Source organism: Vibrio cyclitrophicus (assembly GCF_024347435.1).
GTDB lineage: Bacteria > Pseudomonadota > Gammaproteobacteria > Enterobacterales > Vibrionaceae > Vibrio > Vibrio cyclitrophicus.
In genome coordinates this window covers 2779036-2793585 of sequence record NZ_AP025480.1, presented here as the reverse complement: position 1 = coordinate 2793585, position 14550 = coordinate 2779036, and the positions used below count along the sequence as shown (strand labels likewise).

The following is a 14550-nucleotide window of genomic DNA, read 5'->3' as shown; positions in this document are numbered from 1 at the left end:
CTCACAGAATTTATGGTATAGATTGAGAGTAAATGGAACTGGTAATGACTTGGTTGTGGGACAAGGCGTATGGCTACGGTATATATATCGTGATCGTATTGCTAATTGCTCTCATCTGCTGGCATCTTTATTCGCGTTATCAGTCGCACATTGAAAAGCTTCTACTCTCTACTCCCTCACCACTTTACTTTGTCGATGTACGAAGTGGTGAAATCTTGTATGCCAATCTTCAAGCTATGCAATTATTGGGTATCCGCCAAATCGGTGTTAATTTTCGTTTTCCTACCGTGGAAAGTGAAAACAGTTTCCGTCACTACTTAACCAATCACATTAACTCTCGATCATTTGAGCAAATTTCGTTTTGGGCACTTTCCGAATTTGAGTCTTTTAAGGTCAATTTAGTCGGCCGTAAAATCCACTTTAGAAGCAAGAAAGCCTGGATGATCCATGCCTCGCCTTATAAAAATACCAATGAAGAACTGTCCCAAGAAGTTCGTGAGCTCAATGTCGCGCGCACGGCTTTAGATTCTTTGTCTGAGCTGATCTACGTGAAAGATCAGAAAGGTGAGTTAGTGACGAGTAATCGCTCGTTTAAAAAGTTTTGGCATGGTCGTGCTGAAGAGGGCACCCTGAGTGTTTCTGGTGGAGCATTAAAAGGTCGTGTAAGTGAACGCTCTTGGACCACAGACCAAGATGGAAAAAGCTGCTTGCTTGAAACCTACCAAAGTGTCTTGCTTTCACAAGATGGCTCAACCATAGGTACGCTCTCGATTAGCCATGATGTAACCGATTGGCACGACATGCAGCAAAAGTTGCGCGGAGAGATGGAAAAACGAAAAGACACCGAAGTCGCGCTTGCACAGCGTGATACCATTCTACAAAACATCCTGGAGGCCAGCCCGGACTCCATTGGTATCTTTAATGAAAACATGGTTTATCAAGCGTGTAATAAACCATTTGTGGCTGCGCTGGGAATCTCTGAAGTGAGTGACTTGATCGGTAAGCGTTTACAAGATGTGGTGCCACATAGCATCTATACGCGAATTTCAGAAACCGATCATCAAGTGCTTCATCAAAGTAAATCGCTGCGTTATATCGACAAAGTGGTCTCAAGTGATGGAGCATTTACTTGGTATGATGTAGTCAAATCACCATTTAGAGATCCAGCATCGAGCACTAATGGTGTGTTGATCATGGCGCGTGATATTACCGAGCGCTATCTAGCAGAACAAAAGCTTGAAGAGGCGAACCTTGAACTTGAACGCCTCAGCTTTATGGATAGCTTGACTAAAGTTTCCAACCGACGCCGCTTTGATGAACAGCTTTCGACACTATGGCATTACCATGTGCGTGAGAGGCTACCATTGACGATCATGCTGTGTGATATCGACTTTTTTAAAGGCTATAACGATTTTTATGGTCACCAACAAGGTGATGATGCTCTGATTCAAGTTTCGCAGGCATTCAAGCAAGTACTCAGTCGCTCGTCTGATTGCGTGGCTCGTTATGGCGGGGAAGAGTTCGGCTTTATTTTGCCAAATACGACTACGGATGGTGCGCTTCTTGTTGCAAGTCGTATTCATGATGAAGTACTTAAGTTAGGTCTGATACACGAAAAATCAGCGGTCTCTGAATTTATCACGGTGAGTATTGGCATTATTTCTTATATTCCATCACCTGATGACGAAATGGAGTCCGCAGTTGCGATGGCTGACAGTGCACTCTACCAAGCTAAATCTGACGGTCGAAATCGTTCAATGGTACATCCTTCTTCAATTAGCTAGTTCTATAAATTTATGGTTGGGTTAACCTGTCTTTTTGGTGTTGCTTAGCACTATCTTGATTGGTTACCACTATATTGATTGTTTGACCATGATATTGCTGTGGATCTCTTGCTGCGTGTGATGCAGCTAGCTTACCTCCTATCTTCAAACAGGGTAGAATGTTGCTAGTCTTATCGCATGGAGCGCTAAATGAAACCCATGAAAAATCTCGCTCAGTATTACGTAGATCTACTCGTAAAACTGGGGATTGTCCGCTTTTCTATCTTACTCGCCTTAGCGCTTGTTGCCCTCGCTGTTGTTGTGCAAGTCGGTATTACCCTCGCACTCAAAGGCAATGTTGATGACATCGACATTGTACGTTCGGTTTTCTTCGGTTTAGTCATCACGCCTTGGGCGGTCTATTTCTTGTCAGTAGTTGTTGACCAACTGGAAGAGTCCCGACAAAGATTGGCGAAGCTAGTATCTAAACTTGGCGATATGCGTGAGCGAGACCAAGAGCTCAACAATAAACTGCAGCTCAATATCGAGAAGCTTAACCAAGAAATTGAAGAACGTGAGAAAGCGGAAGAAGCGCGTGCTGAAGCTATGCATGATCTCGAAAATGAAGTCTTTCAACGTGAACGAACTCAGCTTGAACTCGCAGAGCGTACCGCACTACTGCGTTCGTTTATCGACGCTTCTCCTGACCTTATTTACTACCGAAACGAAGATGGTGTGTTCTCTGGTTGTAACCGCGCAGTAGAAGAACTTACCGGCAAAACAGAAAAAGATCTGGTTGGCTTAACGCCTTGGGATGTTTACAGCAAAGAAATCGCTCAGCAGGTTGTTGAAACTGATAAGAAAGTCTTTTCTGATAACCAAGCCCTGACCTACGACCAATGGTTGGAATACCCTGATGGTCGTAAGAGCTACTTCGAGCTGCGTAAGGTACCTTTCTACAGTAAAGATGGCCGCCACTTAGGCTTAGTCGGCTTTGGTCGTGATATTACCGAGCGTAAAGAGCATCAAGAATCGTTAGAGAAAGCCAGTCGTGATAAGACTACCTTTATCTCAACCATCAGCCATGAATTAAGAACCCCACTTAACGGGATCATCGGCTTGAGCCGCATGCTACTGGACAGTCAACTGACACCCGAGCAGCGTAAACACATGCAAACCATTAAGGTTAGCGCCGTAACGCTGGGTAATATCTTTAACGATATTATCGATATGGATAAGTTTGATCGCCGCAAGCTAGAGTTATTCCCAACCCCGATTAACTTTGAAGATTTCGTTGTCGAGATTGAGAGTATTTCTGCATTGATGGCAGAGCAAAAAGGGTTGAGGTTTGATCTAGAAAGGTTGTCCGATCTTCCTGCATCTGTCGAAGTCGATGGTACGCGCTTGAGACAGGTGCTGTGGAACCTTGTCAGTAACGCGATGAAGTTCACCAAAGGTGGTGGTGTAGTAATGACGGTCAGCGCCGATATCGATGGTGATTTTGCTGACATCACGATGGAAGTTGAGGATACCGGTATTGGTATTCCAGAGAGTGAAATCGAGAAGATCTTTGCAATGTACTATCAAGTGAAGTCAGGAGCCGACAACCTGCACGCTGTTGGTACTGGTATTGGTCTTGCTGTATCTAAGCAATTGATCAACATGATGGATGGCGACATTGATGTCACCAGTGAAGAAGGCTTTGGTAGCACATTTACCGTTTCGATTCGCGTGCCGGTGAATCACGATACTCAGGCACTGATTAAAACACCAAGAAAGCAGTCGAACCTTAAAATCTTTATGGTGGAAGATATTGAACTCAATATCACGGTTGCTCGCTCTCTACTTGAAAGCCTTGGCCATGAAGTGACGGTGGTGATGACTGGTAAAGAAGCGCAAATTGTCTTCAACCCTAAAGACTATGATTTGGTGCTTCTGGATATTCAGTTACCAGATATGACAGGTTTCGACATCGCTCAGTACTACCGAGAGAAATATAGCCAGTTACCTCCTTTAGTTGCTTTGACGGCGAACGTTTTAAGCAACAAGCAAGAATATTTTCAGAAAGGTATGGACGAGGCGATCAGCAAGCCGCTGTCGGTTCGCGCTATTCAAGATGTCATCAGCGAGCTTATTGAGGATGCCCCAGAGGTTAATGAGAAAGCCAAGGGTATTGATACAGTAAAGGATGTTGAGAAAGCTACTGGTGTTGAGAAAGCAACCGGTGTTGAAAAAGTAGTAGCGAGGAAGCCGGTTCTTTCTTCGGTTGATACGGCCCTGCTTGATATTGATATGCTAGAGTCTTATGTTGACATTGTTGGACCGAAACCGGTTTTGGATAGTATCGTGATGTTTGAAAATATGATGCCGGAGTATATGGAAATCTTGAACTCTAACATGGTCGCAAAAGATCAAGACAGCATCGTTTCTGAAGCTCATAAGATTAAAGGTGCGGCCGGTTCGATTGGTTTGAAGCGCATACAACAAGTCGCTCAGAAAGCTCAATCTCCAGATATGCCAGCGTGGTGGGAAAATATCTCAGATTGGGTCGATGAAATTAATAACGAATACCAGAATGATATTGAAGTATTAAAGAGTTGGTTAAATCAAAGGTAGAAGAATAATGAAAAAATTAGCATTCGCCGCATGCGTAGTGGCATTAGCGGGCTGCTCTGCCCCACAAGTAGAATGGCAGCAAGGTAACCAAGTTGAAGTCTCTGCGTCGACAGTCACAATGAAAAGTAACCTGTGGCACAACAAAATGCCAACGATTGGAGAGGCTCAAGATAAGACACTACACGGTTCCATCTACCTAGAGTCAGACTCACAATTGCCAGCAACGCTTGCAGTTGAGAGCGTCACGGTTAAGCAGGGTGCAGATACCTTGTTGGTAACGGCTGACGATCTTGATTTAAGAACTCACAGTGAAACTCAATGGGAAGTCGCTTTTGTATGGCAGCTAGAGATCGACAGTGACAAGCCGGTAGATGTAGCGGTTGAGCTGAAAGATGGCGAAACAGTTAAGTGGCTGGTGGAGAAAGACGTTAAAGTTGATACGGTTTACTAAAAACTCATTCAATTAAGAACAATAAAAAAGGGAGAATGCGTTGGCATTCTCCCTTTTTAATAATTATTGATTACGCTTCGACTGTTAGGAGTACTAGCTAGTTAGAAGTGCTCACCAACTACAGGAACTCAGCGTTCAGAAGCTTTATCGAATTAGTCTTCTAGGTCACCACAAAAGCGGTAGCCTTCACCGTGAATCGTTGCGATGATTTCTGGCGTACCAGAAACAGACTCAAAGTGTTTACGAATACGACGGATTGTTACGTCTACAGTACGATCGTGTGGCTTAAGTTCACGGCCAGTCATCTTCTTAAGAAGGTCTGCACGTGTTTGGATTTTACCTGGGTTCTCACAGAAGTGAAGTAGAGCACGGAACTCTGAACGAGGTAGTTTGTAGCCTTCGCCATCTGGGCTAACCAGAGAACGACTGTTGATATCGAGTACCCAACCGTTGAACTCGTACTTTTCAACGCTACGCTTTTCTTCTTGAACTGAGCTAGTGCTCATTGAACGGTTCAGAAGGTTACGTGCACGGATAGTCAATTCACGTGGGTTGAAAGGCTTAGTGATGTAGTCATCAGCGCCAATCTCAAGGCCAAGGATCTTATCAACTTCGTTATCACGACCCGTTAAGAACATAAGCGCTACATTTGCTTGCTCACGCAGTTCACGCGCAAGTAGTAGGCCATTCTTACCCGGAAGGTTGATGTCCATAATTACAAGGTTAACTTGGTTGTCAGATAGCACTTGGTGCATCTCTTCACCGTCGCTAGCCTCAAAAACAGCATATCCCTCTGCTTCAAAAATACTCTTTAGAGTGTTACGAGTTACTTGCTCATCTTCAACGATCAGAATCTGCGGGGTTTGCATTTGGCGGTACCTAAATTTGTGACGAAACTGTGCTAATAGAATAAATTCTAGGCAAAAACATAACATACAGGTAATGTAATTTTGATGATAACTTAAAGTTTTCAAAAAAACACTTACTTCCAGCTATCTGCCTTCCTTGAAGTATTGCCCAATAACGTAGATCCAGTACGCCTTTTAATCATTCTTTTAGTGATTGCAGAGGATTCTATAATGTTAACAGCATGCTAACAATGCGAGAATGTTAATTCCATTCACTTTGTTGATTTACATCAATTGCCGTATCGCAACAAACTTTAATAGTATGGCTACAACTTAACCAATGCTATGGTGATTATTTAGCAGCAAAACAAGAATGATTATTCGAGATGGCTCTCACATCTCACCTGCTAAAGGCAAGAATATGAACCAAGGAAGCTGAAAGCAGTCCTTAGAGTCTAGTAGATAAATATGCTCAATCAACTTTTTATTATTATTAGATTGAACATAGAACAATGAAAACAAAGGATTAATTTTAATAACATATAAAAGCATAGAGGTTCGCCTGACTTAACAGGTAACGCCTTACTCACGGAGGATATATGCACGATATAACACCCGACTTGTGTGATGAGTTTGAAAGCAAAGTCACATTACTTAACCTACCATTACAGAACTTCGGTCAACGTGGTGCGTTCTTTGGAAAAATTGTAACAGTTCGTTGTTATCACGATAATTCCAAGGTTCGCGAGGTTTTAGAGACTGATGGCATTGGTAAAGTGCTTGTTGTCGATGGAAATGGCTCGTGCCAGAAAGCGCTTCTTGGCGATCAGCTCGCCATTCTAGCAATAGAAAATGGATGGGAAGGCGTGATTGTGAACGGTGCCGTGCGCGATGTCGGCATGATGTCGCAAATGGACCTTGGGGTGCAGGCGCTTGGTGCATCTCCATTCAAAACAGAGAAACGCGGTGTTGGTCAGGTTAATGTCACTCTTTCTGTCCACAATCAGTTGATTCAACCTGGTGATTACATTTATGCGGATTGGAATGGTGTATTAATTTCATCTGAATTGTTAATTGAATCTTAACAGGTTTAAGTACAATAGGCTGGAATTATTGGATTGAGGAACGGTTTGTTGCGTGCACAGGTTGACGCTAAGATCTTGAGCTACTGAAAAATCAAAACGCATGCGAACTCATGAAGGACAACCGAATTCGATTAAAATCGAAATCCTAACCCCACTTCAACACCTTGCTGCCACTCTTCGTAATCAAGGGTGGCATGCAAATCCAAATTATCGGTAAGTTGTACTCGGCTTGAAACTTCTGCAGCTAATGACTTTTCGTTGTCTTCTTCTTCGTCTTTATAGGTGTGCAGAGAACTGTTAAAAGAGATCCTTTCTGAGAACTGATAACTGACACCACTTAAAAATCCGCTTTCATACTTAAGTGAATCGCTGTTGATTCGTGTACCTACATAAAGGTCAACATCAGCAAACAGACTGTATGAGTAACCACTGTCGATTTTCCAAGTGTCGAAGCTTTCACTTGAGGCATTTTGCGTTGAGATGAAGAATTTATGAGACGAACGATCGATTTGACTGGGAAGTAATGGTAAACCACTCAGTAGAGGCAAACTATTCGCTGAACAAATGACAGGCATAGCAAAGGCTAAAAGAATAAATAATCTCTTCACTTCCCACTCCTGATGTCATTATTATTGTTTTACGAACGTTATCGTTCAATTAAAGCACAGAAGTTGTGCGTTCGCTGTACAATCGATATAGCATTTTGTTATGACTATATATGCAACTTATGACTTCGCTTCATCTAGCAATCTAATTCCGCTTTTAAGTTGGGAGCTGTTTTAGGACGTTTTGTCGCTGAAATGGCTGTTTGCTCTGAAAAATGACGTGAATGTAAAAAAAACGCAACTTTTCATTGACGTCTAGTGGTAAAAATTGATACACGTAGAGTAAAGCACAAGCAGAGAATTTGATATGCAGCACCTAAGCCACCTAGTAATGACCACCACCATTATTATTACCGACATTCACATTGTTGGGGCAGGCTGCTAAGTAACGGATTTTAAAAAAAAGGCCTGTATCCCACAAGATACAGGCCTTTTTTTGTACCATTTTTATGACTTATGGAGAAAGGGATGCGCGTTTTAAAATTTGGAGGTTCATCATTAGCTGATGCAGATCGTTTTTTACGAGCGGCTGATATCATCGCTAATAATGCCCAGCAAGAAGAGCTAGCCGTTGTACTATCGGCTCCAGGAAAAACAACCAATAAGCTAGTTGCTGTTATTGAAGCGGCACTAAAAAATGGTGAAGCAGAAGCACAAATTGCAGAAATCGAATCATCATTTGCGAATCTGTTTACAGAGATTCAGGCTGTATTACCGGGTGTTGATGGTTCTGCATTTCAAGAGCAAGTGGATACGTCTCTTGCTCAACTAAAACAGTTTGTAAATGGCATTAACCTCTTAGGTATGTGCCCGAATCATGTTAATGCTCGTATCATCAGTAAAGGTGAGCGAATCTCCATCCAGTTAATGAAAGCGGTACTTGAAGCGAAAGGCCAACCAGCAAGCCTGATTGACCCAGTTCAGTACTTATACGCTAAAGGTGATCACCTTGAAGCGATGGTTGATGTGGATGTTTCTACTCAGAACTTCCGTCAATCACCCCTTCCACAAGGTCACGTAAACATCATGCCGGGCTTCACGGCCGGTAATGAAAAAGGTGAGTTAGTAACGCTTGGTCGTAACGGCTCTGATTACTCAGCAGCGGTTCTAGCGGCGTGTCTACGCGCGGATTGTTGTGAGATCTGGACAGATGTAGACGGTGTTTACAACTGTGACCCACGTTTGGTGCATGACGCTCGTCTTCTTAAATCGCTTAGCTACCAAGAAGCGATGGAGCTTTCTTATTTTGGTGCTTCGGTTCTACATCCGAAAACTATTGCTCCTATCGCGCAATTTCATATCCCTTGCCTAATCAAAAACAGCTTTAACCCACAGGGTGCAGGTACTTTGATTGGTCAAGACACTGGCGAAGATAACCTAGCGATCAAAGGCATCACAACTCTTAGTGACCTAACGATGGTTAACGTATCTGGCCCTGGTATGAAAGGCATGGTAGGCATGGCGAGCCGTGTGTTTGGCGCGATGTCTTCTGCGGGTGTATCTATTGTCCTTATTACTCAATCTTCTTCTGAGTACAGTATCAGCTTCTGTATTGAATCGGCTGATAAAGTAAGAGCAAAGCAAGTGCTATCAGAGGCGTTTGAACTTGAATTAAAAGATGGCTTGTTAGAGCCAGTCGAGTTCATGGACGACGTAGCGATTGTTACACTGGTGGGTGACGGTATGCGCACATCACGTGGTGTTGCTTCTCAGTTCTTCTCTTCTTTAGCTGAAGTAAATGTCAACATTGTTGCTATCGCTCAAGGCTCATCAGAACGCGCGATCTCTGCGGTTATCCCTGAAGATAAAATCTCAGAAGCGATAAAAGCGTGTCACGAGAATCTATTTAACTCGAAGCACTTCCTTGACGTATTCGTTGTCGGTGTTGGTGGTGTTGGCGGTGAACTTGTTGACCAGATCCAACGTCAACAAGGCAAACTGGCTGAGAAAGGTATTGTGATTCGCGTGTGTGGTTTAGCAAACAGCAAAGGTTTGTTGTTAGACAGCGATGGTCTGCCGTTAGAGCAATGGCGTGATCGTATGTCGAGCGCGACAGAAGAGTTCAGCCTAGCGCGTTTAGCGGCTCTAGTTCAACGTAACCACATCATCAACCCTGTGTTGGTTGATTGTACGTCTAGCGAAGGTATTGCTGCTCAATACGCGGACTTCCTAGCGGCTGGTTTCCATGTTGTAACACCAAACAAAAAAGCCAACACAGCAAGCATGGCTTACTACCATCAGCTTCGTGAAGTTGCACGTAACTCTCGTCGTAAGTTGATGTACGAGACAACAGTAGGCGCAGGTCTACCGGTAATCGAAAACCTACAGAACCTAATCTCTGCAGGTGATGAGCTTGAAAAATTCAACGGTATTCTTTCTGGTTCTCTGTCTTACATCTTCGGTAAGCTTGATGAAGGTATGACACTTAGCCAAGCAACAAACATTGCTAAAGATAACGGCTTTACTGAACCTGATCCTCGTGATGACCTATCTGGTATGGATGTCGCACGTAAGCTGCTTATTCTTGCTCGTGAAGCTGGTATGGCGCTTGAGCTTGAAGACGTTGAAGTTGACCAAGCATTGCCACCGGGTTTTGATGATTCAGGTACAGTGGAAGAGTTTATGGCTCGTTTGCCAGAAGCGGATGCTTATTTCAAAGAGCAGTCAGCTATCGCCGCAGAAGAAGGCAAAGTACTTCGCTATGTCGGTGAAATCACCGATGGTAAGTGTAAAGTTCGTATCGCAGCTGTTGATGGCGACGACCCAATGTTCAAGATTAAAGATGGCGAGAATGCGCTGGCATTCTACAGTCGTTACTACCAACCAATCCCTCTTGTACTTCGTGGTTACGGTGCGGGTACTGAAGTAACAGCAGCAGGCGTATTCTCTGATGTGATGCGTACTCTTGGTTGGAAATTAGGAGTTTAGGAATGAGTTCAAGTGATATGGATGTTGTCGTTTATGCTCCTGCATCAATCGGTAATGTCAGTGTAGGGTTTGATGTGCTGGGGGCCGCTGTGTCTCCAGTGGATGGCACATTACTTGGTGATCGAGTAATGGTTAAAGCTGGTGATCAAGCGTTTTCACTAAAAACAGCGGGTAGCTTTGTTTCTAAACTGCCAACTGAAACCAAAGAAAATATCGTTTATGACTGTTGGGTGGTGTTCTCTAGAGAGTTAGATAAGAAAGGCGTTTCGGTTAAGCCTTTGGAGATGACACTAGAGAAGAACATGCCTATCGGTTCTGGTTTAGGTTCAAGTGCATGTTCAATTGTAGCGGCGCTTGATGCTCTGAACCGTTTTCACGGACAACCACTGGATGAAACCGAACTCCTTGCCCTAATGGGTGAAATGGAAGGTAAGATTTCAGGCGGTATACATTACGATAACGTTGCGCCATGCTACCTTGGTGGTGTCCAGCTTATGCTTGAAGAGTTAGGCATCATTAGCCAAGAAGTACCGTGTTTTGATGATTGGTTCTGGGTAATGGCTTATCCGGGCATTAAGGTTTCAACCGCTGAGGCGAGAGAAATCCTACCATCTCAATACCGTCGTCAAGATGTGATTGCACATGGTCGCCATTTAGCTGGTTTCATCCACGCTTGCCACTCAGGCCAACCTGAACTGGCAGCTAAGATGATCAAAGACGTGATTGCTGAACCATATCGTGAGAAACTGCTTCCAGGGTTTGCTGATGCGCGTAAGTACGCAACTTCAGCCGGTGCACTGGCTACTGGTATTTCCGGTAGTGGCCCAACTCTGTTTAGCATTTGCAAAGAACAAGATGTCGCCGAGCGTGTTGCACGTTGGTTAGAACAAAATTACGTACAAAATGAAGAAGGATTCGTCCACGTTTGTCGTTTAGACAAACAAGGTTCGATCGTTACAGGAAGTGAGTTATGAAGCTGTACAACATCAAAGAAAACGATGAGCAAGTCTCTTTTGGCCAAGCCGTTCGTCAAGGTTTAGGTCGTAATCAAGGTCTATTTTTCCCATCAGAGCTGCCGAAGTTTGATGATATCGATGCGCTGCTAGCAGAGGACTTTGTCCCTCGTAGCTCAAAGATCCTATCGGCTTTAATCGGTGATGAATTACCAAAGGAACAGATTGATCAATTAGTGGATGCGGCATTCCAATTCCCAGCACCGATCAATCAAGTAAAAGACGGCGTCTACGCGCTTGAATTGTTCCACGGTCCAACACTGGCATTTAAAGATTTCGGTGGCCGTTTCATGGCTCAATCTTTAGCAGCGGTATCTGATGGTGGTCAAATCACAATCTTAACCGCGACATCTGGTGATACTGGCGCTGCGGTTGCGCATGCTTTCTACGGTATGAAAGACATCAATGTTGTGATCCTTTACCCGAAAGGCAAGATCAGCCCACTACAAGAAAAGCTGTTCTGTACGCTAGGTAAAAACATCCACACTGTGGCAATCGATGGTGATTTTGATGCGTGTCAGGCGTTGGTTAAAGACGCATTTGATGACGCTGAATTGCGTAAAGAGATTGGCTTAAACTCAGCAAACTCAATCAACATCAGTCGTTTAATGGCTCAAATCTGTTACTACTTTGAGGCTGCATCTCAGCTCACCAAAGAACAGCGTGAGAACCTCGTTATTTCAGTCCCAAGTGGTAACTTCGGTAATCTAACGGCTGGCCTATTGGCTAAAGCTCTTGGTTTGCCAGTGAAGCGCTTCATTGCAGCGACCAATGAAAATGATACGGTTCCTCGCTACCTTGAAACGGGGAAATGGGATCCAAAACCAACGGTTGCGACAACATCAAACGCGATGGACGTTAGCCAACCAAACAACTGGCCTCGTATCGAAGAGCTTTGCCAACTGAAAGGTTGGGGTTTAGATACACTAGGGAAAGGTAAGGTCTCTGACGAGCAGAGCGCTGAGTCAGTGCGCGACTTAAAAGCACAAGGTTACCTTTGTGAACCACATGGTGCGATTGCTTACCGCCTACTGGAAGAGCAACTGCAAGAAAACGAAACTGGCTTGTTCCTGTGTACTGCGCACCCTGCGAAGTTCAAAGAAGTGGTTGATGATATTTTAGGTACAGATATTGAGTTACCTGGTCCACTGGCTAAGCACGCGGCGATGGAATTGTTGTCTGAAGATCTAGACAATGATTTTGAAGCTCTGAAAACGGTACTACGCCGAGTTCAACCGTAACGTACATATGTATTGTTGAACAAATAAAAACGGCGCTCAATGAGCGCCGTTTTTGTATTCTAATTCAAGCTCTAAAAAATTATAGAGACTCAGTGAACGTACGTGCGATAACGTCACGTTGCTGTTCAGTAGTTAGAGAGTTGAAACGTACAGCGTAACCCGATACACGGATAGTTAGTTGTGGGTAGTTCTCTGGGTGAGCAACTGCATCTTCTAACGTTTCACGCTTAAGAACGTTAACGTTTAGGTGTTGGCCACCTTCGATGCGTGGTGCTGCTTCGATTGCAACTTCACGGCTTTCGTACTCGCCTAGGTCTGCAGCTGAGATAACTTGGTCAGCTTCGAAACCTGAAGTAGCAACAACACAACGAGCTTCATTCTTCTCGCTATCTAGTAGCCAGATTGAGTTTAGTAGGTCATCGTTCGCTGCTTTAGTAATTTGAATACCTTGGATCATAACTATCTCCTAGTCCACTGAATGTGGTTTGATTATGGTGTTAACTTTCGATTTTTATTGAGCTGGGTAATATATACCTAATATTAGTAAGGTTAACATTGATTTAAGTCAAAAAACAACCAAAAACCATATTTTTACAAAGGTAATTATATTGAGGTAAATCAATAAAACCTTTGAAAACAAAGTAATTACAAAATATTTTAAAGTATAAAAAATATTTAACAGTTACATATGTAGTAATTTTACTACATTTGTTGTGTTTTTATTGAACTACAACTGATACGACCCTTTATTTATTAAGCATTCTGAAAGTGTAAAGTGATTTAATGACAAACAATAATTCAGCCTCAAAGCCTCAAACAAATATCAAGTTTATTGGTGCTCATGTGTCTGCAGCGGGCGGTGTTGATCAAGCGCCAATGCGCGCTCGTGAGATTGGCGCCAATGCTTTTGCATTGTTTACTAAGAACCAGAGACAATGGGCGGCAAAGCCGCTAGAAGCCAAAACCATCAGCGCCTTTAAAGCCAACTGCAAAATGTTAGGCTTTACTGCTGAACATATTCTTCCTCATGATTCTTACCTTATTAACTTAGGGGCACCAGAAGAAGAGAAGCTAGAAAAGTCACGCGCGGCTTTTATCGATGAAATGGAGCGTTGTAATCAACTTGGTTTAACGCTTTTGAATTTTCATCCAGGGAGTCATTTAAAGAAGATCTCTGAAACCGAATGCTTGGCCAAGATCGCTGAGTCGATTAATTTGGCTCACCAAGCGGTGCCTGATGTGATTGCGGTGATCGAGAATACGTCTGGGCAAGGCTCTAATCTTGGTTGGAAGTTTGAGCACCTAGCAGAGATCATCGATCAAGTAGACGATAAGTCACGCGTCGGTGTGTGTTTAGATACTTGCCATACCTTTACTGCCGGTTATGACCTAAGAACAAAAGAAGCGTGTGAGCATACTTTTGCTGAGTTCGACCGTATCGTGGGCATGCACTATCTAAGAGCAATGCACATCAATGATTCAAAAGCTGAGTTCGCAAGCCGAGTAGATAGACATCATTCTTTAGGAAAAGGTGAGATTGGCTGGGACTGTTTTGAATATATTGCCTCGGATTCTCGTTTTAATGGTATCCCTCTTATCTTGGAAACCATTGATTCAACAATATGGAATGAGGAAATTCAACAACTTAGAATGTTTCATCACTCAGCAACGGCTATGAGTGAAGAAATGTAATATATAGAGGCGGAAATTAATTTCCTTCTATTTCTAATAATTGGCACCTTTCTTTCATAGTCTTAAAGTGAATATGTAGTTCACGAAGTCTTATAGGAGGTGCTTTTATGTATTCAATAGCCCAAACTCAAACTGTTTCTGTCGCAAGTCGTTTACCGACACCAAACCGTCATGTACATAACCATGGTCATCATCGTACACAGCAGAAAAGTGGTTAATAGAGATAAACACAACTTGAACTGATTATTATGATTCATCAACAAGTGAACCCTACACATCATGTTTATTGATAGCTGTATGAGGTATAA

General features: G+C 43.3%; 12 protein-coding genes and 1 other annotated feature. Of the genes, 8 read left to right on the top strand and 4 right to left on the bottom strand.

All coding sequences use genetic code 11. The annotated features are described in order from the left end of the window. The first annotated feature begins 32 nt into the window (after window positions 1-32). From OCW38_RS12315 to OCW38_RS12305, 3 genes are all read left to right on the top strand, one after another. A complete protein-coding gene (locus OCW38_RS12315) occupies window positions 33-1784 on the top strand; it encodes a diguanylate cyclase (protein WP_016786557.1) in 1752 nt (583 codons plus the stop codon). Window positions 1785-1973: 189 nt separating this feature from the next. Further along, a complete protein-coding gene (gene arcB / locus OCW38_RS12310; protein WP_261894216.1) occupies window positions 1974-4379 on the top strand; it encodes an aerobic respiration two-component sensor histidine kinase ArcB in 2406 nt (801 codons plus the stop codon). A 7-nt stretch (window positions 4380-4386) separates the two neighbouring features. Further along, window positions 4387-4830 carry a hypothetical protein gene (locus tag OCW38_RS12305; protein ID WP_016767742.1) on the top strand — a complete coding sequence of 148 codons (444 nt, stop codon included), beginning with the start codon at window positions 4387-4389 and terminating at the stop codon, window positions 4828-4830. 152 nt (window positions 4831-4982) lie between these two features. Here the strand turns inward: OCW38_RS12305 and arcA are convergent, their stop codons facing one another. Then, window positions 4983-5699 (bottom strand): two-component system response regulator ArcA, encoded by a 717-nt coding sequence (gene arcA / locus OCW38_RS12300; RefSeq protein ID WP_004741534.1) that lies wholly within the window; start codon window positions 5697-5699, stop codon window positions 4983-4985. A 372-nt stretch (window positions 5700-6071) separates the two neighbouring features. After that, window positions 6072-6230 carry a ribonuclease activity regulator protein RraA gene (locus tag OCW38_RS12295; RefSeq protein ID WP_261894213.1) on the bottom strand — a complete coding sequence of 53 codons (159 nt, stop codon included), beginning with the start codon at window positions 6228-6230 and terminating at the stop codon, window positions 6072-6074. A 47-nt stretch (window positions 6231-6277) separates the two neighbouring features. Between OCW38_RS12295 and OCW38_RS12290 the strand changes: the two genes are divergently transcribed. Beyond that, entirely contained in the window at window positions 6278-6763 is a 486-nt protein-coding gene (locus tag OCW38_RS12290; protein WP_010434787.1) for a putative 4-hydroxy-4-methyl-2-oxoglutarate aldolase, read from the top strand. Window positions 6764-6894: 131 nt separating this feature from the next. On the opposite strand, the gene OCW38_RS12285 is transcribed toward OCW38_RS12290, so the two are convergent. Then, window positions 6895-7371 (bottom strand): DUF7840 domain-containing protein, encoded by a 477-nt coding sequence (locus tag OCW38_RS12285; RefSeq protein ID WP_010434788.1) that lies wholly within the window; start codon window positions 7369-7371, stop codon window positions 6895-6897. Between the two features lie 317 nt (window positions 7372-7688). Next, window positions 7689-7807: a sequence feature (Thr leader region), on the top strand. 29 nt (window positions 7808-7836) lie between these two features. Here OCW38_RS12285 and thrA point away from each other — a divergent pair. From thrA to thrC, 3 genes are read left to right on the top strand one after another with little or no spacing between them, the layout of a single operon-like run. Then, window positions 7837-10296 (top strand): bifunctional aspartate kinase/homoserine dehydrogenase I, encoded by a 2460-nt coding sequence (gene thrA, locus OCW38_RS12280; protein WP_010434791.1) that lies wholly within the window; start codon window positions 7837-7839, stop codon window positions 10294-10296. 17 nt (window positions 10297-10313) lie between these two features. Further along, the gene (thrB, locus tag OCW38_RS12275; protein ID WP_032544909.1) at window positions 10314-11270 is read left to right on the top strand and encodes a homoserine kinase; all 957 of its coding nucleotides are present in this window, start codon (window positions 10314-10316) and stop codon (window positions 11268-11270) included. Next, the gene (thrC, locus tag OCW38_RS12270; protein ID WP_010434795.1) at window positions 11267-12550 is read left to right on the top strand and encodes a threonine synthase; all 1284 of its coding nucleotides are present in this window, start codon (window positions 11267-11269) and stop codon (window positions 12548-12550) included. Before thrB ends, thrC begins: the two co-directional genes overlap by 4 nt. Before the next feature lie 79 nt (window positions 12551-12629). On the opposite strand, the gene grcA is transcribed toward thrC, so the two are convergent. Then, window positions 12630-13007 carry an autonomous glycyl radical cofactor GrcA gene (gene grcA / locus OCW38_RS12265; protein ID WP_009848415.1) on the bottom strand — a complete coding sequence of 126 codons (378 nt, stop codon included), beginning with the start codon at window positions 13005-13007 and terminating at the stop codon, window positions 12630-12632. A 326-nt stretch (window positions 13008-13333) separates the two neighbouring features. Here grcA and nfo point away from each other — a divergent pair, with 326 nt between their 5' ends. Beyond that, window positions 13334-14242: a deoxyribonuclease IV gene (nfo, locus tag OCW38_RS12260; protein ID WP_010434798.1), complete on the top strand. Its 909-nt coding sequence runs from the start codon at window positions 13334-13336 to the stop codon at window positions 14240-14242. Window positions 14243-14550 lie beyond the last annotated feature (308 nt).

What these genes read in the sequence shown, in the direction of transcription:
- OCW38_RS12315 (WP_016786557.1), top strand. Translation starts at nt 33, where the DNA reads ATGGAACTGGTAATGACTTGGTTGTGGGACAAGGCGTATGGCTACGGT.
- OCW38_RS12290 (WP_010434787.1), top strand. Translation starts at nt 6,278, where the DNA reads ATGCACGATATAACACCCGACTTGTGTGATGAGTTTGAAAGCAAAGTC.
- thrC (WP_010434795.1), top strand. Translation starts at nt 11,267, where the DNA reads ATGAAGCTGTACAACATCAAAGAAAACGATGAGCAAGTCTCTTTTGGC.
- OCW38_RS12295 (WP_261894213.1), bottom strand. Translation starts at nt 6,230, where the DNA reads ATGCTTTTATATGTTATTAAAATTAATCCTTTGTTTTCATTGTTCTAT.
- thrA (WP_010434791.1), top strand. Translation starts at nt 7,837, where the DNA reads ATGCGCGTTTTAAAATTTGGAGGTTCATCATTAGCTGATGCAGATCGT.
- arcB (WP_261894216.1), top strand. Translation starts at nt 1,974, where the DNA reads ATGAAACCCATGAAAAATCTCGCTCAGTATTACGTAGATCTACTCGTA.
- nfo (WP_010434798.1), top strand. Translation starts at nt 13,334, where the DNA reads ATGACAAACAATAATTCAGCCTCAAAGCCTCAAACAAATATCAAGTTT.
- arcA (WP_004741534.1), bottom strand. Translation starts at nt 5,699, where the DNA reads ATGCAAACCCCGCAGATTCTGATCGTTGAAGATGAGCAAGTAACTCGT.
- thrB (WP_032544909.1), top strand. Translation starts at nt 10,314, where the DNA reads ATGGATGTTGTCGTTTATGCTCCTGCATCAATCGGTAATGTCAGTGTA.
- grcA (WP_009848415.1), bottom strand. Translation starts at nt 13,007, where the DNA reads ATGATCCAAGGTATTCAAATTACTAAAGCAGCGAACGATGACCTACTA.
- OCW38_RS12305 (WP_016767742.1), top strand. Translation starts at nt 4,387, where the DNA reads ATGAAAAAATTAGCATTCGCCGCATGCGTAGTGGCATTAGCGGGCTGC.